This window comes from Proteiniphilum sp. LBM24028 (genome assembly GCF_056629195.1).
In genome coordinates this window covers 3,251,098-3,278,081 of the sequence record NZ_CM152817.1, presented here as the reverse complement: position 1 = coordinate 3,278,081, position 26,984 = coordinate 3,251,098, and the positions used below count along the sequence as shown (strand labels likewise).

Below are 26,984 nucleotides of genomic sequence, written 5' to 3'. Positions count from 1 at the left end.
AACATAAATTTGTATGATGACTTCCAAAGAGATTCGCCAGTCGTATAAAGACTTTTTTCAGTCGAAAGAACACCACATTGTGCCTTCGGCGCCGATGGTGATCAAGGATGACCCCACGCTGATGTTTACCAATGCCGGCATGAACCAGTTCAAAGATATCATCCTGGGGAATGCCCCGGTGAAATATCCGCGGGTAGCCGATTCACAGAAGTGCCTTCGAGTGAGCGGCAAGCACAACGACCTGGAGGAGGTGGGACACGATACCTACCACCACACCATGTTCGAGATGCTGGGTAACTGGTCGTTCGGAGATTATTTCAAGAAAGAAGCGATCGCCTGGGCATGGGAGTATCTGACGGAAGTGCTTAAGCTCGATAAGAACCGTTTGTATGTCACCGTCTTTGAGGGTGCTGCAGAAGAGCAGCTGGAGCGGGACGATGAGGCTGCCGCCTATTGGGAGGCATATCTTCCTGTAGGACGGATTATCAATGGAAATAAAAAGGATAATTTCTGGGAGATGGGCGATACCGGTCCTTGTGGTCCCTGCTCGGAAATCCACATCGACCTGCGGCCCGAAAGCGAACGGGCAGACGTCGACGGACTCAGGCTGGTGAACCAGAGTCACCCGCAGGTTATCGAAATATGGAATCTGGTTTTTATGCAATATAACCGGAAGGCCGACGGCTCACTGGAGCCGCTACCGGCAAAAGTAATTGATACAGGCATGGGCTTTGAGCGTCTCTGTATGGCAGTACAGGGAAAGTTATCGAACTACGACACCGATCTGTTTCAACCTATCATTGAAAAGATTGGTGAGATCGGTAATGCCCGCTACGGGGAGGATGCCAAGAAAGATATTGCCATGAGGGTGGTTGCCGACCATCTGCGCACAATCGCTTTTTCCATTACCGACGGTCAGCTGCCATCGAACGCCAAGGCAGGATATGTGATTCGTCGTATCCTGCGTCGCGCCGTTCGCTACGGGTATACCTTCCTGAATATGCACGAGCCGTTTATGTACCGGCTTATCCCCACACTGATCGACGTGATGGGAGAGGCATATCCGGAACTGGTTGCCCAGCAGGGGCTGATTGGGAAAGTGATGAAAGAGGAGGAAGAATCTTTCCTGCGCACCCTGGAGACCGGCATTCGATTGCTGGAGAAAAATATGCCTACAAAAGAGGGTAACGTACTGAGCGGTGAGATTGCCTTTCAACTCTACGATACCTTTGGCTTTCCGCTAGACCTCACGGAACTGATCCTGCGCGAGCATGGAATGACGGTAGACGTGGAAGGCTTCAATGCCGAAATGCAGCAACAGAAACAACGTGCCCGCAATGCAGCTGCTGTGGAGACGGGCGACTGGACAAAGGTGCACGACGGCGAGCCGGAGTTTGTGGGCTATGATGAAACAGAAAGTACTGCACAGGTTCTTCGGTATCGTGCTGTAAAACAGAAAAACAGGTTGTTTTACCAGATTGTGCTTTCCAGATCCCCTTTTTACGCGGAGATGGGAGGACAGGTAGGCGACTCGGGCTGGCTGATCTCAGAAGGGGGCGAAAAAATTGAGGTGTTCGATACAAAACGGGAGAACAACCTTGCCGTACATCTTACCCATACACTACCGGAAAAGTTAGAGGTTACCTTCACTGCCCGTATTGATACTGAAAAAAGGACAGCCACAGAATGTAACCACTCTGCCACCCACCTGATGCACGAAGCATTGCGTGAGGTGTTAGGTAAGCATGTGGAACAAAAGGGTTCGTATGTCTCACCCGACGTGTTACGGTTCGACTTCTCCCATTTCCAGAAGATGACGCCCGAAGAGATTCGCACAGTGGAGAGACGGGTGACCGCTAAAATAAGGAACAATTTCCCCATAGAAGAACATCGGCACGTACCCGTTGAGGAGGCCAAAGCCCAGGGGGCAATGGCACTTTTCGGGGAGAAATATGGCGACGATGTGCGCACCGTCCGATTCGGAACATCCATTGAGCTTTGCGGTGGCACACACATCTCCTCTACCGGACGTATCGGTACGTTCCGCATTGTGAGCGAAAGCGCCATCTCTGCGGGTGTAAGGCGCATTGAAGCGGTTACAGCCAAGGTATGTGAGGATTACCTTTATGCGAAAGAAGATGCGCTGCTGGAGGTAAAGAACTTGCTCAACAATGTACCCGATATTATGCAGGGAGTGCATCGCCTGATTGCCGACAACGAAGAGATGAAAAAAGAACTTCAAGGCTATGTGAAAGAAAAGACCGTGCAGTTGAAGCAGCGGATTGTCGAGCGGAAAGAGGAGGTCAATGGCGTACATCTCTTCCGGGTGATATTGCCGATAGGTGCTCCCGACGTGGTGAAAGACATTGCTTTTCAACTGAAAGGAGAGTTCCCGGAAAAGATGTTCTTTGTCGCCGGTACAGCCTCAAACGGGAAGCCAAGCCTTACGGTCATGTTGAGCGACGACCTGGTTGCCGCGGGATTTCATGCCGGCAATATGGTGCGCGAAGCGGCCAAGCTCATTCAGGGCGGAGGAGGAGGGCAGCCTCATTTTGCCACCGCCGGAGGTAAGAATGCCGACGGGCTGCCGGCGGCCGTGGAAGCAATTGTGCAAAAATTAAAAGAATAGAAAAAATCACTTTTTATCTGAGAGACCGGTAAGCTTTATTACCTGTTCCCACACTTGTGGAAACTGCTTCCTAAACCGGGCTGTCTTGCGGTCTCTCAGGGCCGATTTCCACCACTTTCGCCAGTATAGGGCAAAATAGAAAGTGGCCGGCGTCACAAGAAAATAAGCAAGCGCAAGGAGCCAGTTTTTGGTCAGAGTACCGAGAAGCAACGACTGGATCAAATCGAAAATAGGTACAAAGATAAGACCGGAAGCATATCTTACCGAGGGGACAAACTGCTTATCTTTGAAGAGGCTGATGAGCTTCCTGTTGATCAGCAGCGGGAAGATCCCGTTCAGAAATCCAAAAAGCATTACCGGAGATGTAAAGACAAGCGCTTTAAAACGGATAAAAAGGTCCCATTTGCCGGATGATTTCCATATTTGGTCTTTTGACGTTAACCCATGCTCCTTCAGTATCATATCTGCTTTACGGAAAGCGGTTATCCTGGTGTCGAATGCAGTCCGGTTATTTTCGTAAAGCTCGTCCAGGCTCCTTACGATATGCAGGGATGACAGATAGAAAGCATCTTTTCTGTCGGGAAATTTCTCTTTTGCTATTTTGTCACCATTCCAGTCAATGGCATGACGATACTCCTCATAAAATTCATCGTTCCATATATCCACGACTATTGATTTGAGGCTTCTCTCCAGCTCCTGCCGTAGCTGGTTGGTTGCCAAACCGGGATTTTCCTGATAGATTTCCTTGTATTTCGCCACCTCGATGGGGGTGCCAAATGTAACAAAGGCATCGGAGAGAAACCCAAGAATGTCGCGATAATAGATAGATACCGGTACAATCTGGCTGTTGAGTTCAAAAGCCCGGGAGGCCTCTGTGGGGAGCACGATACGTGGTACAGCTTTCTGAATGGGGAGCAATGACTGTTTTGGATTATGTTTTCCTTCCGGAAATAATGCAATAGGATTGTTCTTTCTCAGGATGCGTGCAGCAGACTCAAAAATATCTCTGTTTTTATCCAGGTTGTCCTTACCGTCGCGTATCCGGAATACCGGGATGATACGTAACCCACGGAGTATCCAGGCTACAAGCTTTTGCTTGAAGATATCGGCACGGGCAAGAAAAACTACCTGCTTCCGATGATAGCTTGCATATACGATCAGCAGCGCATCGATCAGTGCATTACGGTGATTAGGCACAAAAATGACCGGTTTCTCCCGTGATACATTTTTTTCCCTTCCGGTAAAAACTATCTTCCGGAAATTCAATCTCAATGCCGTCTTTACCGGTAACTTAGCCAGTGTATAACGAAAGTCGTAACGATAAATCATAGTGTATTAGTTTCGAATTTTAAGGCGCGTCTTCGCCAATAAAAAGCCAGTATAAGTCCCGCAATGATATGCCATACCCCCCACCATGCGGCAATAAATGCCATACCGCCGAGATTTAGTTCAGGGGGGAAGATGCGTGGATTGAATATCAGCGCAAGTCCGAGGCCCGAATTCTGAATACCTGTTTCTATTGAGATGGAGCGACAATTTACTTCGGCTACATGCATTACTTTAGGCAAATAATAACCCACTACGAATGCCAATCCGTTATGCAGCAAAACAATGAAGAAGATCAAATGGATATATTGAAGAAAAAACCTGAAATTACCCGACAGTGCTGCAACGATAAATCCAACGAAGAAAATGACGGATGCAGCTTGTACTGTTTTGTCAATTTTTCTTACAAACTTGGGGAATTTCATCCCTACGAACATACCCAGGATAACGGGAATACCCAGGATCAGAAAAACAGTGCGAAACATCTCCGCCGGATCAATCGAGATAGGTACTAGCAATGGAGAGTGTCGGGCATAAAGTCCACCCCAGAATGCAAAATTAAACGGAGTCATAAACAGACTCATGACTGTGGTAATAGCTGTGAGACTGACCGAAAGTGTTACGTTCGATTTTGAGATTGCCGAGATGAGATTCGATACATTCCCACCGGGACAGGCTGCCACAAGGATCATTCCCATCGCTACTGCCGTACTGGGTTGAATGATTAATACCAACAGATAAGTAAGCGCCGGCAGGAGTAGGTATTGCGAGATTACCCCCAACCATACAGGCTTAGGATGTGACACCAGTGTTTTAAAATGTTGGGGACGAATACTCAATGCTACACCGAACATGATAAAAGCAATCGCAATATTCATCATGTTGATGCTTTCCTGATTGAAATTTAATCTTACGGCGTCTAACCGTTCCAGGTTTCCAAAGAGGGATAGAAGCGGGGTTGGATGCATTTGACTGTTTGATGATAAGAAGCAAAGGTACGAAATTAAATATATTCGCGAGTAAGTTGCGCATTGGGAAATATCAAAAAAGGGTGTCCAAAACTATTTGAACACCCTGTGAAATGAATAGCAGTCTTTTCTTGGTTTATTGAAGAATATCTTTAATTGACTTGTTTCTCATGATCTATCATAGGTACTCTTCATGCATCTTTCTTATAGCCTGAACGAAATACCCAATTCAAGAGCGGAAATGCCATAACCAATTTCCGCAAAAGCAGCGAGCTTGTCTGAGAAATGATAACGTGCGCCAATGAATGCAGAATATCCAATGCCACTAGCTCCCGATGCTTCAGGTGTATAACTGCCCGAATCCCCAAAAAATTTGCTTCTCACTGCATTGTAACCCAGCATTAGTCCTGTATAGGTGTCCAGTTTGTCAATAAACTGATAATGGAAAGTACCACGTGCACCAAGTATAAAATAACTGTATTTGTAGCCATACGTTACATTACCAGAAATTGTTTCCCATTTGTTGGCTGTGTACGCCATATAACCACCTACACCGATAGATGCTTTACCGTCCAGTAGTCCGTCGATGATACCCTGTTCATAAGATACCGAGAGAGGTGGAATACTGCTGGTGTATCCATCACCTCCGTAGTAACTCCCTAGTCCGATACCTACATTTGCGATTTTGTCTCCTTTTGAGAATAGATTCTGTGCTTGCAAACTCATCAACGCTCCACTTGTCACGACAAGGACAAGCGTCATAAATGTTTTTTTTGTCATCATAAAAATTGTAAAATTATTTTTGCCTACTCGTAAAGCTTTTCGGCTGACGCTAATTTTCTCTTGTCCTGTCACATGTGAATAAGGAAGACAGGAAAAATGAATATCTAATCATTTCCAGCTGACAAAAATAGACAATTCCAGGGCCGAATGCGAGTAGGTTCTTTGCCCCGGATAAATATAAACTTGCTCTCGGTAAAAAACCTTGGGGATGCTTACTCCCGATAAATTTACTCGTTGACAATGCCTGTCCGTGATAAACCTTGTTTTAATATGACGATGCAATCTCCGGGCCTCCTTTAGACGGGTTTACTTGTTTGCGATACATAAAAAAGCTTTGCACTGCGTAAAATAATATCTTTTTTTTTATTTTTTCGTCTGTTACTTAAAACATGCATTCAAAGGGAGTGCTATCTTTGCATATTCTAAAAACGATGCTATGATGCACAAAATCCTGCTGTCAAACGATCCTTTCACATACTTGCGGAAGTACAAACGAGCCATTATTTATTCAGTTATCTTGCTCCTTGTCGCTGTAGGTCATCATTTTTTAATGCAAATATCACTGGAATCTTTCAGATACATCCGTTGGTCGATCATCTCGATGTTGAGTGTTCTTTGTCTTAGCGGATCCATGATGCTGATGGTACGTAGAAACGGGGGACGTGCACGTACCCTCTTTGCTTTTGTGATGTGCATGGTAGGGCTGACCAATTTGCTTTCACTCATCAAGGGATTAACTACCGGATATGCCGGTGTGGTAGAATATAAATACATGTCTCCTCCTATGTTAATTTATGGAAGTGCGTATGCTTATATATTTCTTCTGTATCCCATCGAAGCCTTCCGTCCGGGATGGCTTACACTACGACGGGCATTGTTCCTGTTTTTACCCACTGTTGTTTTTTCGGGAATATATCTGTTTGCAGTAAAGATCCGAGTCACGTCTCTGCCAGTGATTGACAATTGGTCAGATTTGGTTTCCGAGTTTTGGAATTTTACGGTATTGCTCCGTTTGTTCATTCTTGTTTATCCAGTTATCGGGCTTTTGATCATGCTCCGTTACCGGAAAAACTATAAGAAATGGTGCGAAAATAACTATGCATCGTTGGATGATATTGATATAAAGTGGTTGGGTGACTATATTTTCGGCAATCTGGTGATTACCCTTTCCTGCGAGATCGTTGTATTAAGTGATAATATCCATAGCGTTCTCATGCACAACATCATTTTTCTGTTCTTCTTTCTTTATGGCTTCTATCGTGTTTTATTTCATAAAAACCCCTATCCGGAAGGTTACTTCAAAGTAGGTATGGACGACACGAAAGCTGAAATCATGGAGGACCTGGAAAGTAGCAGGATATGTCACGAAAAAGATAGCAGGAGAAACATTCTTTCTGTATCGGTGAATGAGCCGAACAAGAAGTTTTTGTTTATTGATAAGCTACCCGAGTACAAGGAAAAACTGGAAAAATGGATGCAAGCTGAGAAACCCTATATACGCAAAGATTTCAAACTAACTGATGCGATGGAGATATTACCGCTGAATCGCAGTTACCTCTCACGCTTGTTCAACGAGGGGTATGGTGAAAGTTTTTATCAGTTTGTAATGCGCTACCGTATTGCGGAAAGTAAGCACCTTCTGCTGACACGTCCCGATCTGAATATTACCTGTGTTGCCGACTTATCAGGCTTTAGTTCGTCATCGGTCTTCGGAAGGGCTTTCGCACAAGAATCGAATTGTAGTCCCACACAATGGCGTGAACACGAAAAAGTGAAGGCGTCAAAAATTCATAGTCCAGAAAAAATAGATATCTTTGTTCATCCGGTTCCTAAAATTGGACAATACAATGAACGCACCACTTGCCGAAAGATTGCGGCCAAAGAATCTCGATGAGTTTATCGGTCAGAAACACCTGGTCGGTAAGGGAGCTGTGTTGCGCAGAATGATTGATATGGGGAGAATACCCTCTATAATTTTCTGGGGGCCACCCGGTGTAGGGAAAACTACGCTTGCGCATATTATTGCCAATGCGGTGAACGTACCTTTTTATAAGCTGAGTGCCATCAACTCTGGTGTAAAAGATGTAAGGGAGGTGATTGATAAAGCGAAGAACAACCGTTTTTTTGAAAATGCGGCTCCTATTCTTTTTATTGATGAAATCCACCGTTTCAGCAAGTCACAACAGGACTCGCTGCTGAATGCCGTGGAGACAGGCACGGTGACACTGATTGGGGCTACCACCGAAAATCCTTCCTTCGAGGTAATTCGTCCGTTGCTATCACGCTGTCAGGTGTATGTACTCAAATCGCTCGAGAAGAAAGATCTGGAAGAGCTGTTACATCGCGCGCTCACTGAAGATCTGATCCTGAAGGAGAAAGAAATCGATTTACTTGAGACCGACGCTTTGTTCCGTTTTTCGGGGGGTGATGCCCGCAAACTGCTGAATATTTTGGAGCTGACAGTACAGGCGGATGCCGACGGAAAGGTAGTGATTACCGACCGGATGGTAACCGACCGACTGCAGGAGAATCCGGCAGCATACGACAAGGGGGGCGAGATGCATTACGACATCATCTCGGCCTTTATCAAATCGATCCGTGGCAGTGATCCCGATGCGGCTATCTACTGGCTGGCAAGGATGGTAGCCGGGGGCGAAGATCCCAAATTCATTGCCCGCAGGCTGGTCATCTCTGCCGCGGAAGACATTGGCCTGGCCAATCCCAATGCGCTGCTACTGGCCAATGCCTGTTTCGATACGTTGCAGAAGATCGGGTGGCCGGAGGGACGTATTGTTCTGGCAGAAACCACCATCTACCTGGCGACATCTCCAAAAAGCAATTCTGCCTATCTGGCCATCGATGCGGCCATTGCAAAAGCGGAACAGACCGGTAACCTACCGGTACCGCTGCATTTGCGCAATGCACCGACGACACTTATGAAGGAACTCGATTATGGGAAAGAGTACAAGTATGCGCACGACTATGAAAACAACTTTGTTAAACAGGAATATCTGCCTAAAGAATTAAAAAACAACCGGTTTTGGGAGGCTCAACCCAATCCTGCGGAAGCAAGGATGCACGAGTTAATGAAGAAGCTTTGGGGAGATAAGGAATAAGTTAATACCAGTTCATACCCCGGTCGTAGGGAGAGTTGCGCTGTTCATACTTCAGGTCTTGCAGGAGTGAGGAATTGGCGCGGATGGTGAAATTATACGATTTATATGGGCCAATGGGGATGAAGCTGGCCGACATGCTCCAGCAGTGCAGGTTGCGCGTAAGGCTACAATTGATGTTCGTAAATTTTTTCAACTCGAAATTATAATCGGTATTGAAGGTGAAGTTCCAGTTCTTGGTAGGCTGAAGCGAACCGTTCAGGCCAAAGTTGTGTGTAAGTTTCCCTTTGTATTCCATGCGTTTTTTGTCGAACTCACCGTATCCGTAGCGTAACGAATAGTTGAAGGAAATATTCCAGTTCACCGCATTTTTCAGATATCCGTCGCTATCGAATTCCCCGGCAGAGTCTTCCGATCCCTGCTGAGTGCCCTCTTGTGCCGACTCGTAAGGATTCTCCCCTATGGTACCATCGTCGGGTAGCTGATTTTTCTGGTTACTGCCCTCCTTTTCTTTATCCTCCTTTTCACCGCGGGCAAATAATTTCTTAAATGTGTCCTGATTCAGTGAATAGGAGAAGGAGGTACCTGTATTCATCAGTTTCCCGAATCCTTTACCATTCAGTATTCTGAGTTTATCTACCTGACGAGGGTTTCCATTTTGATCCAGCTGATAGAGATAAGGGTCCCAGGTGGCGTTCAGGCTGAGTGTGTATGACTTGGAAAGTTTCAGGCGGATGTTTGAGTTGATCATGCTCCATTTCATGGAGTCGGCCATCATGTTGTAATTGAAGCTGATGCCCAGATCGTCGATCAGGCTGATCTTCCGTACGCCGGTAGAGTCCTTGTCGGTACGAACCTTCATCTCGAGATTATTCTTGAAGTCAAAACCAATGCTTCCGCTTTGTCCCCTGGGAGCCGTCCCGAACATCATGGAGGAGTAAGGTGAATAGGTGTATTCCACATCCTCGCCGTATTCGTTTTTGTAGGTATAGGTCTCATAGAAATTGTACTTTGGGTCACCAAAGTCGGGCCTGTAATTCAGGCTGATGCTCGGAGAGAAGACATGACGAATGGCCTGTACCTTGTCGCCGAAAATTTTCCAGGGGATGTACATACCGTACAGTTTGGTCTGTACGCTGAGCGAGGTACTGTAATCGTATACCCTCTTAAAACCATATACCGTATCCACGGGAATATTTCTTCTGGCCACAGTGTCCCAAGCCTGTATATGGGCACCGGTATACCAGCGTTCGTTGTAATTGAACGAGGGAGATATCTGTATAAAATCCAGAAGGGTGAAGGTGGCGCTCACCGGGATACTGTGGCGCATGCCGTTGGTCCAGTCTCGTATAATGCTTGATTTCAGAAATTTATCTTCCTTCGTAGTGATTGAGTTGCGGAACTCGCCGGAGTAGCTCATGGAGATCTTCTCATACCATCTCTCGTCACCTACCATCTCCTTTCTTTTAAACGGATAGATGCGGTTCATTGTGAGTGAGATGTTGGGTAACGTGGCAGCAATGGTGGAGTCGCGTGATACCTGGTTGATGTTCATGGTTGCCGACATGCTCCAGGGTGAATCCGGAAAACGTTGCGTGAGGTTCACGCTTGAGCTTTTTGTATTGTTTGATGCCTCCCTTGAGTAGAGGCGGTTCAGGTCGCGGTGGTTGTTCCTGCTGGTGGAGAAATTGACACTGGCCGAGAGGGTGCGATACATGTTGGCTTTGGGATCCTGCGAATGGGTCCAGTTAATGCGCAGGTCCTTTGCCACCGAGTAGGCTTCCGGCACCACTTCCTTCAGTTCTTTTTCACCGGTAACGGTATTCAGGTAGTAGACATTGAAGTTTCCCGAATATTTGTACCTTTTGCGGTAGTTTGAGCGGACGCCTGCGCCCCACGACCCCTTGGTATAGATCTCCCCTGTCACGGCCAGGTCGATATAGTCGCTCAGTGCGAAATAATAACCGCCGTTTTGAAGGTAAAACCCGCGAGTCATCTCATCACCGTAACTGGGCATGATGATTCCCGATGAGTAGGACTTTGTGAAAGGGAAAAAAGCGAAAGGAAGGACAACCGGAAAGAGGGGTACGTCTGCCACCACCAGCCATGCGGGACCGGTCACCACATCCTTATCGGGACGTACCTTGGCCTTTGACAGGTTCAGGTAAAAGTGGGGATGATCGTGCCTGTCGCAGGTGGTATATTTGGCATTTCGCATGTAGAAGGAGTTGTCGGCATTCATCTTTGCTTCATTGGCTACTATGTTGCCTTCTCCCTGCTGTGTGACTACGTGGTTGATGAATGCTTTCCGTGTTTCGAAGTTGTAACGTACCTTTTTCATCTCATATTCCGTCTCTCCCTCTGTAAAGACCGGAAGGCCGAACTCTTTACCCAGCGAATCAACTCCGAAAGTAGAGGAGATGATGCTACTGTCCATATCCACGGTAATATATTCTCCCTTGATACCCATTTTGCCGTATTTGATATCGGCATCGCCGTAGAGGTATCCCATGTTGTCGCTGGTAAAAATCATGGAATCCTGAGCAGTGTAATACACGGCTGCTTTCAGGGTCTGGTCTTCCATAGAAGTACTGTCCTGTGCGGTGATGGACAAGCTATCCTGTCCTGTGGTGGCTATCGTGTCCGGTATGGTGATTGAAAGTGAATCTGTTTCTACGGTCACCACATCCTTATCGGAAGATGCGGGCTCCTTCAGGGAGGAGATGAGTGGTGGGGTGGTTGTGGTATCAGGCAGTTCTATTCCCCTTGTTGCCGTATCGGGAGATAAATTTGCCGATGCGGAACTTTGCCTCATTTGTTTCGTCGCTTCAGTGGCCTTTCGGACGGAAGAACATTGAAATGAGATTGTCAGGATGAAAAACAGAAATATGAAACGGTAAAGTTGCTTCATGTGGAAATAGCAGCCTGCATATGGTTTTCACACACAAAACTACGCATAAATGAATGATTTCACCGCAAAAATAATAAAAAGAAACTTAAGACAGATTGATTAATGTTTTTTTAAACAGATTATAGTCGTTCTTGATGCGGTACGACTTTTTTTCAAGCTGCATAAAGGCTGCCAGTCCCTCCGGTATCTGCAATGCGGAGCCGATACATTCTTCCACAGTCTCTTTGAATTTTGCCGGATGAGCTGTTGCAAGAAAAATACCTGTTTCACCCGGCTTCAGGCCCTCTTTCAGGGCCATATAGGCACAGGCACCATGTGGGTCGGGCTTGTATCCGGTTTTCTGATTCACCTCCCGGATGGTCTGTTTTATCTCCTCATCGCTGTACCGGTAGGCAGCAATATCCTTTGTGATTGATTCGTGGGAATGATCATACAGATCGAGGATACGGTCGAAGTTACTCGGTGCGCCTACGTCCATCGCATTGGCCACGGTTTGTACCGATGCTCTCGGGGAATACTTCCCTGTCTGCAGATACTCCCAGAAAACATCATTCCGGTTGTTGGCCGCGATAAACCGCTTCACAGGCAGTCCCATTCTTTTGGCAAAAAGACCGGCCGTGAGGTTACCCAGGTTACCGCTCGGTACGGAAAAGACAACCTCTCCCGCAACAGCCTGTCGGGCCAGTTGCGCAAATGCATGGAAATAATAAAACGATTGGGGCAGAAACCGTGCTATATTGATTGAGTTGGCTGATGTGAGGTTTAGCTGGGTATTCAGGCTGCTATCCATAAACGCCGTCTTTACCAGTGCCTGGCAATCATCGAAGGTGCCGTCTATTTCCAGAGCCACGATGTTTTGTCCCAGGGTGGTAAACTGTGCCTCCTGTATATCGCTCACCTTTCCGGAGGGATAGAGCACAAAGACCTGAATTCCTTCCACACCCAGAAAGCCATTCGCCACGGCACTGCCGGTATCGCCCGATGTGGCCACCAGCACCTTCACGTCGTCCTGTCTCTCTTCCTTCACGAAATGGGAGAGCATGCGAGCCATAAAGCGGGCGCCCACATCCTTAAAGGCAAAAGTGGGCCCGTGGAACAACTCCAGTACATAAATGCCCTCCTCAATTTTTTTCAGTGGGATGTCGAAGCTGAGTGTATCGGTGACGATTTCATCCAGCCGCTCTTTTGGAATGTCTCCGCCAAAGAAGGCTTCAGCGACTGTTTTGGAGATATCCACCAAACCAAGATCCGCCATCTTCCCGTAAAATTCAGCTGGGAGCTGTCGAATTGTTTCTGGCATGTAAAGTCCCTTATCCGGTGCAAGTCCCTTGACCACTGCCTCCTGCAGTGAAGCGGCAGGTGCTTTTTTATTTGTGCTGTAGTAATGCATATTTATAGTTTTCAGCTGTTTGCAATCAACTGTCAGCTTGGTGAGAGAAATATTTATAGCTGTCAGGTATCGGCATTCAGCCCTTTACTTGTTGAATATTATTTTCATCAGTTCGTTTTCTTTTAACAAACCATAAAACCCTTCCCGCGCGGCAAATTCATCATAGGTCTGCACGCCGTCGGGCTCAATTCCCTTGTGCCAGATCAGGAAGGGAATAGCGTCGCGCGTATGGGTGCGGATGGCACAGGGAGTGGGATGATCGGGCAGGATGGTGATGGTGACCGGCACGTTCCAGTTACGTATTTCCTCATAGATGGTCTTTACGATGCGTGCATCGAGGTATTCGATTGTCCTGACCTTCAATGGTACATTACCCTCATGACCTGCTTCATCGCTGGCTTCGATGTGGAGGTAGACAAAGTCTTTTTCCTTTAGCGCATCGAGTGCTGCCCTTGCTTTACCTTCGTAGTTTGTATCGTGCAGGCCGGTAGCTCCTTCGACCATGATCACTTCCAGCCCGGCATATACGCCGATACCCCGGATCAGATCCACGGCTGAAATGACCGCTCCGCTACTTATCGGGTAGAGCTCCGTGAGCGGTTTCATTTGGGGACGATAGCCGGGAGACCAGGGCCAGATACTGTTGGCCGGGTCTTTTCCTGCTGCAATTCTTTTTCTGTTGATGGGATGATTGCGCAACAGCTCCTGAGAATTGAGGATCAGTTTATTCAATGCATCGGCGGTAGTTACGGCTTCTTCTCTTTCGGGTTGAATGAGATGAGGCTTGAACGGTTGTTCCGGAATATCATGGGGGGGGGTGCAAAGTAACCGTTTGTCGCCCCCTTTTATTTTCAACAGGTGCCTATAGGATACGCCCGGGTAGAAGCTGAAGATGTCATTTCCCAGTTCCTTCTCCAGAAACTGGATCAGTTGAGCTGCTTCGGCCGTGGAGATATGCCCGGCCGAATGGTTTTTCAGCAGATTCCCTTCGATACATACCAGATTACAGCGCATGGCCATCTCCCCGGGAAGAATGTCCACACCCATGCTGGCTGCTTCCAGCACACCGCGCCCTTCATATACCGTAGGTATGTGGTAGCCCAGCACTGAGAGGTTGGCAATCTCGCTCCCGGGTGCAAAACCATCGGGAACCGTGTTCAGCAGACCGTTTCTCCCTTTTTTGGCGAGCATGTCCATGTAGGGAGTATCGGCAACCTGCATCGGGGTTTTGTTGCCCAGTGAGGCAATGGGCTCGTCTGCCATTCCGTCGCCCAATATGATAATGTTCTTTGGTGTCATGTTACCGGATGTTAGCGATGGAGATAATGTCTGAAAAGACCCCTGCGGCAGTGACCGTGGCACCGGCACCGTAACCCTTGATAACCATCGGGTATTCGTTATAACGTTCGGTGGTGATCATGATGATGTTATTACTCCCCTCCAGGTCGTAGAAAGGGTGTCCCTGTTCCACTTCCCGCAGTCCCACTTCACATGCGCCATTGTTGTAGGAAGCCACGAAACGCAGTTTTTTACCATCTTTTGCCAGTTCCTTTCTGCGTGCTTCAAATGAATCGTCGAGCCCGGAGATAGTCTGCCAGAACTCCTCGAGTGATCCGTCAAAATATTTCTGTGGCACGAACAGCTTTTTATTCACGTCGGATTGGTTCACACAGGCACCGGCTTCCCGGGAGAGTATCACCAGCTTGCGGGTCACATCGAGGCCGCTGAGGTCGATTCTCGGATCGGGTTCGGCAAATTGTGCCTCCACAGCCATTTTTACAGCTTTACTAAATGGAATCTCCTCACTCAGCGTATTAAAAATAAAATTCAATGTTCCGGAGAGGACGGCCTCAAGTTTCACAATCCTGTCTCCGGAATTAATCAATGAATTCATCGTGTTGATGATTGGAAGGCCGGCGCCTACATTCGTTTCAAAGAGGAACTTGACGCCTGCCTTCCGGGCTGTTTCTTTCAGGTGACGATAATTCTCATAATCGGAGGAGGCGGCAATCTTGTTGGCTGTAACCACGGAAATGTTCCGGGCCATTAGTTCCTCGTATAGGGCAGCAATGTGGGGGCTTGCGGTACAATCGACTACCACCGAGTTGAAAATGTTCATCTTCAGTATCTCGTCACGGATAAGATCGGGCGAACTCTTCTGGCCGTTTGTCATCAGATTTTCAAAGTATCCTTCGAGTGGGATACCTTCGCGGCTGAAGAGTGCTTTGCGCCCGTTGGCAATTCCCACAATGTTGATCCTGAGTTTGTTTTGTTCCTTGAGCGTGCTTTGTTGCTGCCTGATTTGTTCCAGCAGCTTTCCTCCTACTGTTCCGATACCAATGACAAAAAGGTTCAGCTCCTGGTAGGGCGACAGGAAAAAGGAGTCGTGAATGACGTTGAGCGATTTCTTCAGGTCGGAGCGGGAAATTACACAGGAGATATTGGTTTCACCGGCTCCCTGTGCCAGGGCAATCACGCTGATGCCATTTCTTCCCAGTGCCCCGAAGAACTTGCCGGCAATACCGGGCACATGCTTCATGTTCTGTCCTACAATCGCGATGGTGGCCAGATCATATTCGACTATGATCTCGTTAATACTTCCCATGGCGATCTCGTGTGCGAACTCTTTGTTGAGTACTTTTTGCGATAGTGCTGCATCCTGCGAGCGGACCCCAATAGAGGTACTGTTTTCAGAAGAGGCCTGGGAGACGATGAAAACGCTGATACCATTATCCGCGAGCGCGGAGAAGATTCTTTTGTTGACGCCGATGACTCCCACCATGCCCAGTCCCTGAATGGTAATAAGTGCCGTATCGTTGATGGAGGAGATACCCTTGATGATCTTTCCGTTACGGGTAGGCTTGATGTTACGTATCAGCGTACCTTTTTCCTCCGGATGGAATGTATTTCTGACATATATGGGGATGTTCTTGTGATAAACGGGGAAGATGGTGGGTGGATAGATGACTTTCGCACCGAAGTTGGAAAGTTCAATCGCCTCCGTGAAAGACAACTCATCAATCACATACGCAGAGTTGATGATTTTAGGGTCGGCAGTCATAAATCCGTTCACATCGGTCCATATTTCCAGTACCGTAGCATCTAGTGCGGCTGCAATGAGTGCCGCGGTATAGTCCGATCCACCGCGACCCAGATTGGTGATGTCGCTGTCCTCACAACTTGATGAGATGAAGCCAGGTACGACAGCCACATGAGGTGGGGGCATCTCGGAAAAGGTTTTCCTTATCAGTTCGTTTGAACGTGCAAGGTCGGGTATATGACTGCTGAATTGTTTGTTTGTCTTGATAAATTGTGTGGCGTCATACAATTGAGCTCCTTCGATGATTTTGCCGACAATAAATGAGGAGAGCCGTTCGCCATAGCTTACAATCTTATCGGATGTCTTCTGTGAAAGATCGCCAATCAGGAATACGCCGCGCAGAATATTGCGTAGATCTTCGAACAGTTGTTGTGTTTTCTGTATCGCCTCCTGTTTATCAGCGGGTGAGGGGATCATCTTTTCGATAATTTCCTCGTGACGGGCAATAATCTCGTCCAGCAGGGGCTTGTATCCTGAGTTGTTGTTGCGCGCAAAATCGGCTGCCAGAAGAAGACGATCTGTGACACCGTTCAGTGCTGAAACAACCACGATCACGGGATCCTTTTCATTCTCAACTATGTTTTTCACCAACTGTAGACTTTCGGGACTCCCCACGGAAGTACCTCCGAATTTCATCACTTTCATCGTCTATGAATATAATTTTACCGTGCTAAAACGGTGTGAAATAAAAAATGTGGACTTGTAAACTGCAAACCGGTCCCGATTTGCAAATGGCAAGCAATGCTGCCGTGCGGATGTGAAAATTTACATAACCCCCCAAGGGGTCATGATCATTGTAGTGGTAAGGTATGTTGAATACAATCTCTGCATTTCGAACATCTTGGATGTAAATTTGATGCAAAGATAGCGGAATAATTGATAAAATGAAATTATTGCTTATATTTGTCTGTAATAAAATCATATTCCGACGGAATGTTCAATAAGTTTAGGCATTTTCTCGCAACGACATAATCCAAGCAAGCTTGTCTTCTGTTCGTATTGCTTAACGAAAATATTCTATTTATTTCAATATTTTTCATGAAACAGTCAATTTCGTTTGTTATTTTCTTTCTGTTCGTATTCTTTTCGTGCTCATGTGAAAGCAAAAGGCCAAAAAAGGAGTTTATTACCTTCGAAGAGATGCGGGACCCGACGGCCGATACGTTGTCCGACTGGTCAAATATACCTTCGGGTTTGCAGGCTTCATTTATCACTATTGACGACAGAATGCCCAAGTCAGTGCCCCCTGAGGTAGCAATCAGAAAGAGTATAAGAGTTGCCGGATGGAAAGGAGAGAGCGTGTCGGCCCAGATGCTGTTATGGTCTGCCGAAGATGTAAATCAGGTAGAGTTGGAGTTTGATGAATTCAGGTCGGATGTAGCACTGCTTCCTGCAACAATTGCACAGGCAAGATTCGTGCGTTACGTAATGACTGATGAGTTTGCTTCAGGTTGCGGACGCCGGGTGCCGGAAAATTTTGCAGCATCACTTTCAGCCGATATGCTCGATAATCTGGATCATTTCAATATGGAGGCCAGCACTGTACGACCTGTCTGGCTCACTTTCAAAATCCCTTCCGATGCGGTCGCAGGGGAATACAAAGGGAAACTGAAACTTTACGCCAAGAGAGGCTTTGAGGAGGATTTCGACATAGAAATAGAGGTCGTGGACAGGTTGCTGCCTGATCCGTCTGAATGGGCCTATCATCTCGATTTGTGGCAACATCCTTCTGCCGTGGCAAGGGTTCATAATCTTGAAATGTGGAGTAATGCCCATTTTGAGAAGATGGAACCGCTGATGAAAATGTTAGCCAATGCGGGACAGAAGGTGATCACTGCCACCTTGAACATTGATCCGTGGAATAACCAGTCTTACGATGCCTATTCAGACATGATTATATGGACTAAAAACAAGGATCAGAGTTGGAGCTTCGATTATACAATTTTCGATCGCTGGGTGAAATTTATGATGGATGCAGGCATCAATAAAATGATCAACTGTTATTCACTGCTTACATGGAATAACAAGCTACACTATAACGATATGGAAAAAAGAGAGCTGGTTACCCTGGAGTTGAAGGCACAATCGGATGAGTACGCTGAGATCTGGAGCATATTCCTGAAGGATTTCACACGGCATCTGAAGCAGAAAGGATGGCTGGAAATAACCAATATCGCGATGGACGAACGTGCTCCGGCAGATATGCAGGCTGCCATGAGAGTATTGGAGAGTGCCGCTCCTGAGCTGGGAATCTCACTTGCCGATAATCATAAAAGTTATAAAGAGTATCCTGCTATTAAGGATATCAGCGTGGGAGCGCGCAGTACGGTAGACAGGGAAGATATTGCCGTTCGCAGATCCAAAGGGCTGATAACCACCTGGTATGTTTGTTGTGCAGACCCCTTTGCCAATATGTTTACCTTCTCTGCACCTGCAGAAGCAGTCTATGCAGCCTGGCACACGGTTGCGGGCGACTTCGATGGCATGCTTCGCTGGGCCTATAATTCATGGGTGGAGAACCCGCTGACCGATTCCCGTTTCAGGACATGGCCTGCGGGCGATACCTACATGGTATACCCGGATGCCCGCAGCTCCATTCGTTTTGAGCGGCTTATTGAAGGAATCCAGGATGCCGAGAAGATTCGTGTGTTACGTAAACAATACAGAGTAACAAATAGTCCCGAATCACTGGGGAAATTGCAGGAGCTTGAAGAGGCCATCTCATATTTTGAAACGCTGGAACCTTCTGCCGATTGGCAGGAAAGGCTGAATGCAGCCAAGAAATTACTGAATTAATTTATTCCCTGTCAAGAAAGAAAGCCATGATTGAGGTCTTCTGCGAGAAAACCGATGTTGCAAGTGAGAAGATGAACAACAATAAACAGGTAATTTTCTTCACGTTAATTTAGTTTTTATAGTCAGGATTTGATTTTGTAGGAATTGGAGCGTGGGTTTCCTTAAGCCATTTTTTCAATTTATTTTCAAGTTCATTTGCCACTTTAGGATTTGTTTTTACCAGATTATTCTCTTCTCTGGGATCCCGGGCGAGGTTGAATAGTTCCGTTTCCCCGGTCTCATAGTAGTAAATTAATTTCCATTCGGCCGAACGTATTATAGAATAGGGTGTGGCCCTGAAGTCAGCTCCATCTTTTTTATATGATTCCAGATATGCCGGAAAATGCCAGAAGAGATCACGGCTGATATTCTTCGAATTGTTTGTAAGAACAGGAGTGATATTCACTCCATCGAGTGAAGGATCGGGAATACCCCCGGCTAGAGAGAGCAATGTAGGATAAAAGTCAATACCGGTCACCGGATACTCCGAGGTAATCCCCGCTTTAATTTTTCCCTGCCATTTGATTATCAACGGTACACGGATTCCTCCCTCGTAAGGATTTCCTTTGCCACCACGAAGCATAAAGTTATCAGTCACGGGTTCTGATCCTCCATTGTCTGAATTAAACACGATAAGGGTATTCTCAGTCAATCCCAGCGAATCGATAGCGGCACAAATTTTCCCCACACTTTGGTCGAGACTTTCAATCATGGCCGCGTAAACAGGATTGGCGTGATATTTACCCTTAGATTTTTTTTCATACTTGTCAATCAGTTCTTTAGGAGCCTTCAGGGGGGTATGTACTGCATGATGGGCCAGATACAGGAAAAATGGTTGTTTTCCTGCCGATTCCCTCATAAATTGGATGGCCTCGTCTGTCAATCTATCTGTGAGATATTCTTCAGGTTTGCCTTTTTCCAGGCCCACATGACAAACTCCCTTTGGATTACAATATGGATAAAAATATGAGAAAGGTGTACCTGCACGACCTCCGGCAATGTTGAGCACAAAGCCCTGCGATAAAGGGCCTGTGCCATCCACATCGTCTCCCAGGTGCCATTTGCCGATATGTCCACATCGATATCCACTTTTTTGCAATGCCTCCGGCATCGTGACGAAATCAACCCGAAGATCTTCGGTATTGTGTATCGGTATCAACTTTCTCTTGTTTTTGTCTCCACGTTCAGAAGTGCCCACGGTGAAAATTCCATGGCGCGGGGTATACATGCCACTCATAAGGCAGGCCCTGCTTGGTGCCGAATTGGCTGCGGACGAATATGCATTGGAAAACATCATACCTTGTGAAGCAAGGCGGTCAATATTTGGAGTTTCGTAATAGTCGCTTCCGGTGACTTTCAGGTCATTCCACCCCAAGTCGTCCGCCATGATAAACACAATATTCGGTTTTTGTTGTGCATGCATTATCTGCACAGATGGCAATAAAACTCCTACAAAAGCAAACATGCCGCTTATCTTTCTTTCCATAACCATTCAATCAAGTGCATCACAATTATTGTTCTTCTCCATTATAGATCATCTTCCATCGATCCTTCCAGTTATCAGTACCGACAAAACTATTGAGGTATTTCAGCCGCCAGTCCACTCCCTGACATTCTTCCCTAATCTCGTTCATCTTTAGTTCAAACGGCTTTATTAATTCATTTTCTACCATATAAGTGAGGTCGTTCAGGATAAGAAGGGTTTCAGCTCCGGTTTTTGCATTATCCAGCACAGCCAGGATATCTTCTTTCGCGTATTTCCGGCCATACATCGACAGAAGCACCATTGCTCTTGATCTGACAAAACTTCGTTCGTCGGTGAGCAATTTGCTAACTTCGGCTGTTAAGACAGACGATTGTTTAGAGAAATATGCACAAGTAGTCAGACCCCACCAGCGCACAACCGGATCAGTAGAACGTAGAGCCTTGTAAAGACGTTTTTCAGTATCATTTGAAAAAGAGGTTGTCTGCAAGTTGGCAATCTCAACAAATGATTTTATTCTCCACTTATTCTTTTCCCCGTATGTTGCCGGATTGGTCATTGCTTCTTCCAAAATTATCGTCTCAGGAAAGAAACCGAGATCCGCCTTATTAATAAGGTAATTATTGAGCTCACCCCTTAATTCTGCCACGACGGATTTATATTGTGGGTCGTGGACAAGATTCCTTGTTTCATAAGGGTCATTTTCCAGATTGTATAATTCTTCCGGTCCGAAAGGTTCAAAGAACGAACTCTGAACCGGATTCAATTTGTCGGCCTCATAAAGATCTTTCCATTCACGGAAAGCAGTCTGTTTATATCTATAGAACGCGAAAAGGGACTGGGTATGATAGGGAAAGAAATTACGTGCATATCTATATTTCCCTTTTCGGACAGATCTGTTGAATGCATACAATTCGTCGAACCGGTCGCCATAACCAAATACTACATTGTCTTTCGTAGAAGTATTCCTGCCGAGAAACGGTTTTCCATCCATTTGTCGTGGGATATTGATTCCAGCCAGATTTAGGACTGTGGGAGCGAAATCCATAAATGAAACCGGATCAGCTTCTACGCTACCATATTCTTTACCTATCTTGTCTCTCCATTTTTCCGGGATATACACCACAAGGGGAACATGAATCCCCATATCGTCAGTATAGCCTTTGGTCCCGGGTAGGGAACCTCCATTGTCTCCAAAATAGAAAATAAAAGTATTATCCAGCACATTTTCCTCACGCAGCATTTCTATGAGTTCGCCCAGTTCCCTGTCAGAGTCGTTGATACGATCGTAGAATGTGGCGTAAGTGTACCTGACAAGCTTGGTGTCAGCCAACGAAGGGTGTACATTTACTTTATCGGGATCATTTTTAGTTTTTACGTTCCGGTATGTATTGTCATCAAAAAAAAGTTTTGATTCATGTGTAAGTATATTACTTCTCTGAAAGAAGAAAGGTTTTGACTTGTCGGGTCTGTTACGCCACGTATTCAGTTCTCCTTTTATTTCATCCCAGGCACCCTTATCTAACTGGACATTATAGTCAGTCTTCTGCGCATTACAGGTATAATATCCGGCTTGTCGGAGATAAGTAGGGAACATATTCAGTCCTTCAGGCATCACCAATGGTTGTAACCTGCGGTGGAAGCTTCCTGCAAAACGCGGAGCATAGCAACCTGTAATAAGTGTGGTACGGGCAGCCGAGCTGACAGGTGCGTTACTGTACGCATTTGTGTAGATCAATCCATGTTCCGCCATTTGCCTGACATTGGGAGTTTCCGCCCCCTTCCCATTGTTGAATAATGCCAGGTAGTGAGGTGATAAATCCTCTGTAAGAAACCATACTATGTTGGGGCGCTCCTGTTTCACTTTGTCGGCTGCAATCGATGCGCAGGCAAAAGAGAAAAAGCCAAAAGAGTATAAAATTTTTCTCATGTTTACTTTATTTTATTGCTTTCTTTAAAATGACCGTAGTCGTTTTGCTACCGTCCTTGTATAGTTTGACCCGCACCGTCTCATATCCCGGAATATCCACCAAATAATCACCATAAAAACCGTGAAAGGTAACTTCACCATTCATCGAAGTTTTCTTCTCTGTTTTGGTGTGCCATGTTTCTTTAATAAGTTTTTTCAGGTCATAGTAAATTTGATGTTTTCTTCCATCTTCATAAAGAATACCGGCATCCATGCCGCGTCCACCAAGATTGTCCACTTGGTACCAGCGTGTCACCCCTATTATAAAAGGTTTCGAAAAGGCCAGTGTGTAGTAGTTTATTTGCCAGGCTGAGTTTTCTTTGTCGCTGATTGTCCATATCTTATCGCGATTCTCGGGAGAATGTTTATTGTTTCGTGACGGTCCGTTAAATTCTGTAATCACTATGGGTTTACCAATGGTTCCAAGCAGTTCAAACCCTTTGTTTATTGCACCCATAGTATACGCGGTTTTGCCGTATGTCGGAGAACCTGCACGAAAATCCCAGGTATGGCCAAAAAAATGATCCTGATTTCCAGCCATTTGAAAATCGCCGTCGATACTTTTAAGAGCTTTTAAATAATTCACGTAGCCAATAAATTGAGGATTTGTAAGATAGGGATGTTGTGCATCAAGTACCACAAACTTTGCATTGGGTAAATATTTACGTGCCAAAGAAAGCGTTTTTTTTGCTACTTCCGGTTCTCTGTATTTGGGATAATTGGGTGCTGCCAGGATAAACTGATCTTCCGGAGGATTATTTCTTTCCCAGAATTGCATGGAATAGAATTCATTGATGACATCATATTCTCCAATCTTATCGCCATATGTTTCACCTACGAAGTGAAGGCGGTCTTCTATCATTTGCCAGATTTGATCTTCTGTATAGATTTGATTTTTGAACCATTTTTCGTTATATAGTACTGCATGAAAACGCATTCGCAAATCATTTTCCTGAGCCCACTTAATGGCATCAAGTGCTTTGTAGTCACGCTGTCTTGTTTTTGGATCCTGCCAATAATCACATATCACGACTTTATTAAAAATTTCAGGGATCGTTTTGAGTGCTTCTATACGGATTGGATCATTTGCCGGTTTTTCGAATAATCCATACGTATTGGTACCAAAATCAAATTCATGTGCGAAAAGCTCCAGTTTTACTTTTTTACTAACTACCTTTTTGCCTTCCTCATCCAGGAATAATAACTTAAAATCTGCTGTCCGGTATTTTTCGATCTCCTTTTCAGCCTGAATCATTACTGCTTTACTTTCAGCGTCAGACATGCCATCAAAGAAAGTCTGTGTTGGTTCATTCCCATTTTTTTGAATAAATGGAAGAGCGTACAAAACGGCCCCGATTATAAAGATTGATTTCATCGTTTATTGTCAGAGATCTTGTCTTATTCCTTTACTTTTCTCCTCTTCCAGTATCTGTTTCATAAAGCGGAGCATCAGCTTGTTTTTAGCTGCCATGTTATCATATTCTCCCCTGTCAGAACGCATGTCGTATAGTTGATCTGCCTCTCTGTTCCCCATTTCGGTGTTTGTCAGCTTGTTATAGGGTTGTCCCTTGCCGGGTTCGATGTACTTCCAGTCTCTGGTCAGCACTGTCAGTGTTGAAGCTGCACCGATGACATAGTCCCGTCCCTCCGGATCGATTCCCAGCCATGCAGCGAGCTGATCCCGGCTGTCTTCCGGAATGTCGGCACTCCTCTCTCTGCCTGTCAGCGATACCATTGTTCCCAACAGGTCTATTTGTGATACCAGTGCGTTGGAGATTCCTTTTTGTACTTTACCAGGCCAGTGCACCACGAAGGGGACGCGGGTACCTGCCTCAAAATTACTGTATTTTCCTCCGCGAAAGGGCCCCCATGGCTTGTGATCCATCAGTTTCTCCCGTGCTTCGTCCATATAACCATCGTCTACCACGGGGCCGTTGTCGCTTGTGATAATGATCATTGTATTTTCGAAGATTCCGGCTTCCTTCAGTGCACGTACGATCTCGCCTACCGACCAGTCGAACTGTACTATTGCATCACCGCGGTGTCCCATTTCTGTTTTACCCCTGAAGCGTTCGTGAGGAAATCTTGGTACGTGAATATCGTTGGTTCCGAAATACAGGAAAAAAGGTTTCTCTTTATTCTTTTCAATAAATTGAACTGCGTGAGTCGTGATGCTGTCGGCAATAGACTCATCCTTCCATAATGCAGCACGTCCGCCTTTTATATAACCGATACGTGAAATACCATTGACGATACCCTGGTCATGTCCATGATTGAGACTTGGTTTCAGCTTGGTGAGCAGCTCCGGATTATTCTTGCCGGTAGGTTCTCCCGGAAAGTTCTGTGAGTAACTCACGAAAAGAGGATCCTTGGGGTCAAGATTTGCCACCCGCTGATTCTCGAGATAGACGCATGGCACACGGTCTCCCGTAGCTGCCATAATATAGGAATAGTCGAATCCGATCTCCCGCGGTCCCGGTGTCAACAGCTTATTCCAGTCCTGCTTCCCGCTGGTGATTCCTATCCCCAGATGCCATTTCCCTATGGCAGCTGTGGTGTAGCCGGCTTCTTTCATAATCTTTGGCACGGTGTTCCGGTTGGGTTTAATAATCAGGGCCGCATCACCGGCGGCAATTTGAGTACCCTTCCTCCGCCATGGATACTCTCCCGTGAACAATCCATAACGGGAAGGGGTACTGGTTGCCGCTGCGGAATGGGCGTTGATAAATCGCAATCCGTTTGTAGCCAGGGCATCTACATTGGGTGTTTGCACACGTTCTGCGCCATAGCAGGAAAGGTCCCCGTAGCCCATGTCGTCGGCGTAAATCAGCACGATGTTGGGCTTTTCCCGGATTACCTTTTGTTTTACCTGTTGTGCTTGTAAGGGAAATGCCAGACAAGGGCCAAAAGCGAGGATAGAACGGGTAGAAAAATATCTCATAATTTTAAAGATAACGGTATGACGAATTATTTAAAACAGTGGCCAGTTAGGATCATCAGTTCTGGCCTTTTTCATGATCTCTTTCAACTCTGCCGTTTTTTGAGGATAGAGTTCTACGAGGTTGTGATTCTCTGAAGGGTCTGACGCAAGGTTGTAGAGCTCAAACCTGCCTCCGTCCCGGATATCTATATGAAGAAGTTTCCAGTCTCCTTTTATGAGAGCCTGACGGCCCCCTAATTCCTGAAATTCAAAGTAAAAATAGTCTCTTTTCTTTTGTCCTTCCTTTTCCAGTAGGGTAGGCAAGATACTCACACCGTCGATATTTTTGGATATTGATGTATGTAACATTTCTGCAAAGGTTGGAAGATAATCCCAAAAAGCGAAAGCGAAATCACTTTCCTTGCCTGCCGGTACTTTATCCTGCCACGAAATGATGGTGGGAACGCGAATACCTCCTTCGTACAGATCACGTTTATATCCCCGGTAGATGCCGTTACTGTTGAAAAAATCCGGGTCGCCCCCACCTTCTCGATGCGGGCCATTGTCACTGGTGAAAATAATAAGCGTATTCTCATACACTCCCGTCTCTTTGAGTTTTTCAATGATTTGGCCCACATATACATCGATACGTTTCACCATGGCAGCATGTGTTGCCCGCGGATATTCCTGCGACATATATCCGCCATTTCTAAAATCCGGACCGGAGTCAATACCCTTATAGGGTTTTTCATCGAATTTTCCTCTTAATCCCTGGATAATCGAATCTTCCGGCACCACCAGCTCGGCGTGAGGGAGGACCATTGGAACGAAAAGGAAGAACGGATCCTTGCTGTGCTTGTCGATAAATGCAAGTGCCTTTGACTGTATCAGTGCTTGTGAATAGGTGCCGAACCGTCCCCCATCATTTTCATGGAGTACTACTTTTTTATTATTATCCCATAAGTAAGCAGGGTAATAATTATGTGCCAGACGCTGACAATTGTATCCAAAAAACTCATCTACTCCCTGTTTTATCGGTTCTCCGGTAGATCCCGGGTAACCCAGTCCCCATTTGCCGAAGGCGCCGGTGACATATCCTGCATTTTTAAACAGACGGAATAGCGTGAATGTCTCTGCCTGAAGTGGAAACTGCCCCTCAGGTTTTATTTCCTTATTTCCGCGAATGGGCGTGTGGCCGGTATGCAATCCGGTCATCAGGCTGGCGCGTGAGGGAGCGCTTACGGTTGTACCGGAATAAGTTCTTGTAAACCGGATTCCGCTTAATGCCATCCGGTCGATATTGGGCGTTTGGAATTTTTCCTGACCGTAACAACTCAAATCCCCATACCCCAAATCATCGGCCACGATAAATACCACATTGGGCTTTTGCTGGGCGTGTAACGGAATTAAAGCGGCGAAGGAAAGTCCGGCTACAAAAATTTTAGTCTTCATATTGTTTCTTCGTGTCGTTTTTGTAAGTTACATCATTTCCATGAATAGCTATGAAATTTCAATTCAGGAGAACTTCCTGTGCAAGTCATAGTAATTTTTAATGGT

General features: G+C 46.1%; 16 protein-coding genes. 4 read left to right on the top strand and 12 right to left on the bottom strand.

Annotated features, from left to right (window positions below):
- Positions 1-13: 13 nt before the first annotated feature.
- Positions 14-2,629 (top strand): alanine--tRNA ligase, encoded by a 2,616-nt coding sequence (gene alaS, locus AC1HCU_RS13155; RefSeq protein WP_480366650.1) that lies wholly within the window; start codon positions 14-16, stop codon positions 2,627-2,629.
- 6 nt (positions 2,630-2,635) lie between these two features.
- On the opposite strand, the gene AC1HCU_RS13150 is transcribed toward alaS, so the two are convergent.
- The 3 genes from AC1HCU_RS13150 to AC1HCU_RS13140 form a co-directional block, all read right to left on the bottom strand.
- Positions 2,636-3,958 carry a 1-acyl-sn-glycerol-3-phosphate acyltransferase gene (locus tag AC1HCU_RS13150; RefSeq protein ID WP_480366648.1) on the bottom strand — a complete coding sequence of 441 codons (1,323 nt, stop codon included), beginning with the start codon at positions 3,956-3,958 and terminating at the stop codon, positions 2,636-2,638.
- Positions 3,955-4,923, bottom strand: a complete 969-nt coding sequence (locus AC1HCU_RS13145) for a bile acid:sodium symporter family protein (RefSeq protein WP_480366646.1) — start codon at positions 4,921-4,923, stop codon at positions 3,955-3,957. Before AC1HCU_RS13145 ends, AC1HCU_RS13150 begins: the two co-directional genes overlap by 4 nt.
- 204 nt (positions 4,924-5,127) lie before the next feature.
- Positions 5,128-5,706 carry a hypothetical protein gene (locus AC1HCU_RS13140; RefSeq protein WP_480366644.1) on the bottom strand — a complete coding sequence of 193 codons (579 nt, stop codon included), beginning with the start codon at positions 5,704-5,706 and terminating at the stop codon, positions 5,128-5,130.
- Between the two features lie 436 nt (positions 5,707-6,142).
- Between AC1HCU_RS13140 and AC1HCU_RS13135 the strand changes: the two genes are divergently transcribed.
- A complete protein-coding gene (locus AC1HCU_RS13135) occupies positions 6,143-7,600 on the top strand; it encodes a helix-turn-helix domain-containing protein (protein WP_480366643.1) in 1,458 nt (485 codons plus the stop codon).
- The gene (locus AC1HCU_RS13130; protein WP_480366641.1) at positions 7,554-8,822 is read left to right on the top strand and encodes a replication-associated recombination protein A; all 1,269 of its coding nucleotides are present in this window, start codon (positions 7,554-7,556) and stop codon (positions 8,820-8,822) included. The genes AC1HCU_RS13135 and AC1HCU_RS13130 overlap by 47 nt, the downstream gene beginning before the upstream one ends.
- A 1-nt stretch (position 8,823) precedes the next feature.
- Here the strand turns inward: AC1HCU_RS13130 and AC1HCU_RS13125 are convergent, their stop codons facing one another.
- The 4 genes from AC1HCU_RS13125 to thrA form a co-directional block, all read right to left on the bottom strand.
- Entirely contained in the window at positions 8,824-11,634 is a 2,811-nt protein-coding gene (locus AC1HCU_RS13125; RefSeq protein WP_480366639.1) for a putative LPS assembly protein LptD, read from the bottom strand.
- 181 nt (positions 11,635-11,815) lie between these two features.
- Positions 11,816-13,120, bottom strand: coding sequence for a threonine synthase (gene thrC, locus AC1HCU_RS13120; RefSeq protein WP_480366637.1), 1,305 nt, complete (start codon positions 13,118-13,120; stop codon positions 11,816-11,818).
- Positions 13,121-13,204: 84 nt separating this feature from the next.
- Positions 13,205-14,419, bottom strand: a complete 1,215-nt coding sequence (locus tag AC1HCU_RS13115; RefSeq protein ID WP_286880284.1) for a cofactor-independent phosphoglycerate mutase — start codon at positions 14,417-14,419, stop codon at positions 13,205-13,207.
- Position 14,420: 1 nt separating this feature from the next.
- Positions 14,421-16,865, bottom strand: coding sequence for a bifunctional aspartate kinase/homoserine dehydrogenase I (thrA, locus tag AC1HCU_RS13110; RefSeq protein WP_480366635.1), 2,445 nt, complete (start codon positions 16,863-16,865; stop codon positions 14,421-14,423).
- A gap of 393 nt (positions 16,866-17,258) precedes the next feature.
- On the opposite strand from thrA, the gene AC1HCU_RS13105 reads away from it, so the two are divergent.
- Positions 17,259-19,016 (top strand): DUF4091 domain-containing protein, encoded by a 1,758-nt coding sequence (locus AC1HCU_RS13105; protein WP_480366633.1) that lies wholly within the window; start codon positions 17,259-17,261, stop codon positions 19,014-19,016.
- A gap of 109 nt (positions 19,017-19,125) precedes the next feature.
- Here the strand turns inward: AC1HCU_RS13105 and AC1HCU_RS13100 are convergent, their stop codons facing one another.
- The 5 genes from AC1HCU_RS13100 to AC1HCU_RS13080 are packed head-to-tail and all read right to left on the bottom strand — an operon-like array spanning position 19,126 to position 26,879.
- Entirely contained in the window at positions 19,126-20,520 is a 1,395-nt protein-coding gene (locus AC1HCU_RS13100) for a sulfatase (RefSeq protein WP_286880308.1), read from the bottom strand.
- A 46-nt stretch (positions 20,521-20,566) separates the two neighbouring features.
- On the bottom strand, positions 20,567-22,468 hold the full coding sequence (locus AC1HCU_RS13095; RefSeq protein WP_480366631.1) for a sulfatase-like hydrolase/transferase: 1,902 nt from the start codon (positions 22,466-22,468) through the stop codon (positions 20,567-20,569).
- Between the two features lie 7 nt (positions 22,469-22,475).
- Positions 22,476-23,882 (bottom strand): endo-1,4-beta-xylanase, encoded by a 1,407-nt coding sequence (locus tag AC1HCU_RS13090; protein WP_286880289.1) that lies wholly within the window; start codon positions 23,880-23,882, stop codon positions 22,476-22,478.
- Between the two features lie 9 nt (positions 23,883-23,891).
- Entirely contained in the window at positions 23,892-25,448 is a 1,557-nt protein-coding gene (locus AC1HCU_RS13085; protein WP_286861509.1) for a sulfatase family protein, read from the bottom strand.
- Between the two features lie 30 nt (positions 25,449-25,478).
- Complete coding sequence (locus AC1HCU_RS13080; RefSeq protein WP_480366628.1) at positions 25,479-26,879, bottom strand: arylsulfatase; 1,401 nt, start codon at positions 26,877-26,879, stop codon at positions 25,479-25,481.
- Positions 26,880-26,984 lie beyond the last annotated feature (105 nt).

What these genes read in the sequence shown, in the direction of transcription:
- alaS (WP_480366650.1), top strand. Translation starts at nt 14, where the DNA reads ATGATGACTTCCAAAGAGATTCGCCAGTCGTATAAAGACTTTTTTCAG.
- AC1HCU_RS13150 (WP_480366648.1), bottom strand. Translation starts at nt 3,958, where the DNA reads ATGATTTATCGTTACGACTTTCGTTATACACTGGCTAAGTTACCGGTA.
- AC1HCU_RS13145 (WP_480366646.1), bottom strand. Translation starts at nt 4,923, where the DNA reads ATGCATCCAACCCCGCTTCTATCCCTCTTTGGAAACCTGGAACGGTTA.
- AC1HCU_RS13140 (WP_480366644.1), bottom strand. Translation starts at nt 5,706, where the DNA reads ATGATGACAAAAAAAACATTTATGACGCTTGTCCTTGTCGTGACAAGT.
- AC1HCU_RS13135 (WP_480366643.1), top strand. Translation starts at nt 6,143, where the DNA reads ATGATGCACAAAATCCTGCTGTCAAACGATCCTTTCACATACTTGCGG.
- AC1HCU_RS13130 (WP_480366641.1), top strand. Translation starts at nt 7,554, where the DNA reads ATGAACGCACCACTTGCCGAAAGATTGCGGCCAAAGAATCTCGATGAG.
- AC1HCU_RS13125 (WP_480366639.1), bottom strand. Translation starts at nt 11,634, where the DNA reads ATGAGGCAAAGTTCCGCATCGGCAAATTTATCTCCCGATACGGCAACA.
- thrC (WP_480366637.1), bottom strand. Translation starts at nt 13,120, where the DNA reads ATGCATTACTACAGCACAAATAAAAAAGCACCTGCCGCTTCACTGCAG.
- AC1HCU_RS13115 (WP_286880284.1), bottom strand. Translation starts at nt 14,419, where the DNA reads ATGACACCAAAGAACATTATCATATTGGGCGACGGAATGGCAGACGAG.
- thrA (WP_480366635.1), bottom strand. Translation starts at nt 16,865, where the DNA reads ATGAAAGTGATGAAATTCGGAGGTACTTCCGTGGGGAGTCCCGAAAGT.
- AC1HCU_RS13105 (WP_480366633.1), top strand. Translation starts at nt 17,259, where the DNA reads ATGAAACAGTCAATTTCGTTTGTTATTTTCTTTCTGTTCGTATTCTTT.
- AC1HCU_RS13100 (WP_286880308.1), bottom strand. Translation starts at nt 20,520, where the DNA reads ATGTTTGCTTTTGTAGGAGTTTTATTGCCATCTGTGCAGATAATGCAT.
- AC1HCU_RS13095 (WP_480366631.1), bottom strand. Translation starts at nt 22,468, where the DNA reads ATGAGAAAAATTTTATACTCTTTTGGCTTTTTCTCTTTTGCCTGCGCA.
- AC1HCU_RS13090 (WP_286880289.1), bottom strand. Translation starts at nt 23,882, where the DNA reads ATGAAATCAATCTTTATAATCGGGGCCGTTTTGTACGCTCTTCCATTT.
- AC1HCU_RS13085 (WP_286861509.1), bottom strand. Translation starts at nt 25,448, where the DNA reads ATGAGATATTTTTCTACCCGTTCTATCCTCGCTTTTGGCCCTTGTCTG.
- AC1HCU_RS13080 (WP_480366628.1), bottom strand. Translation starts at nt 26,879, where the DNA reads ATGAAGACTAAAATTTTTGTAGCCGGACTTTCCTTCGCCGCTTTAATT.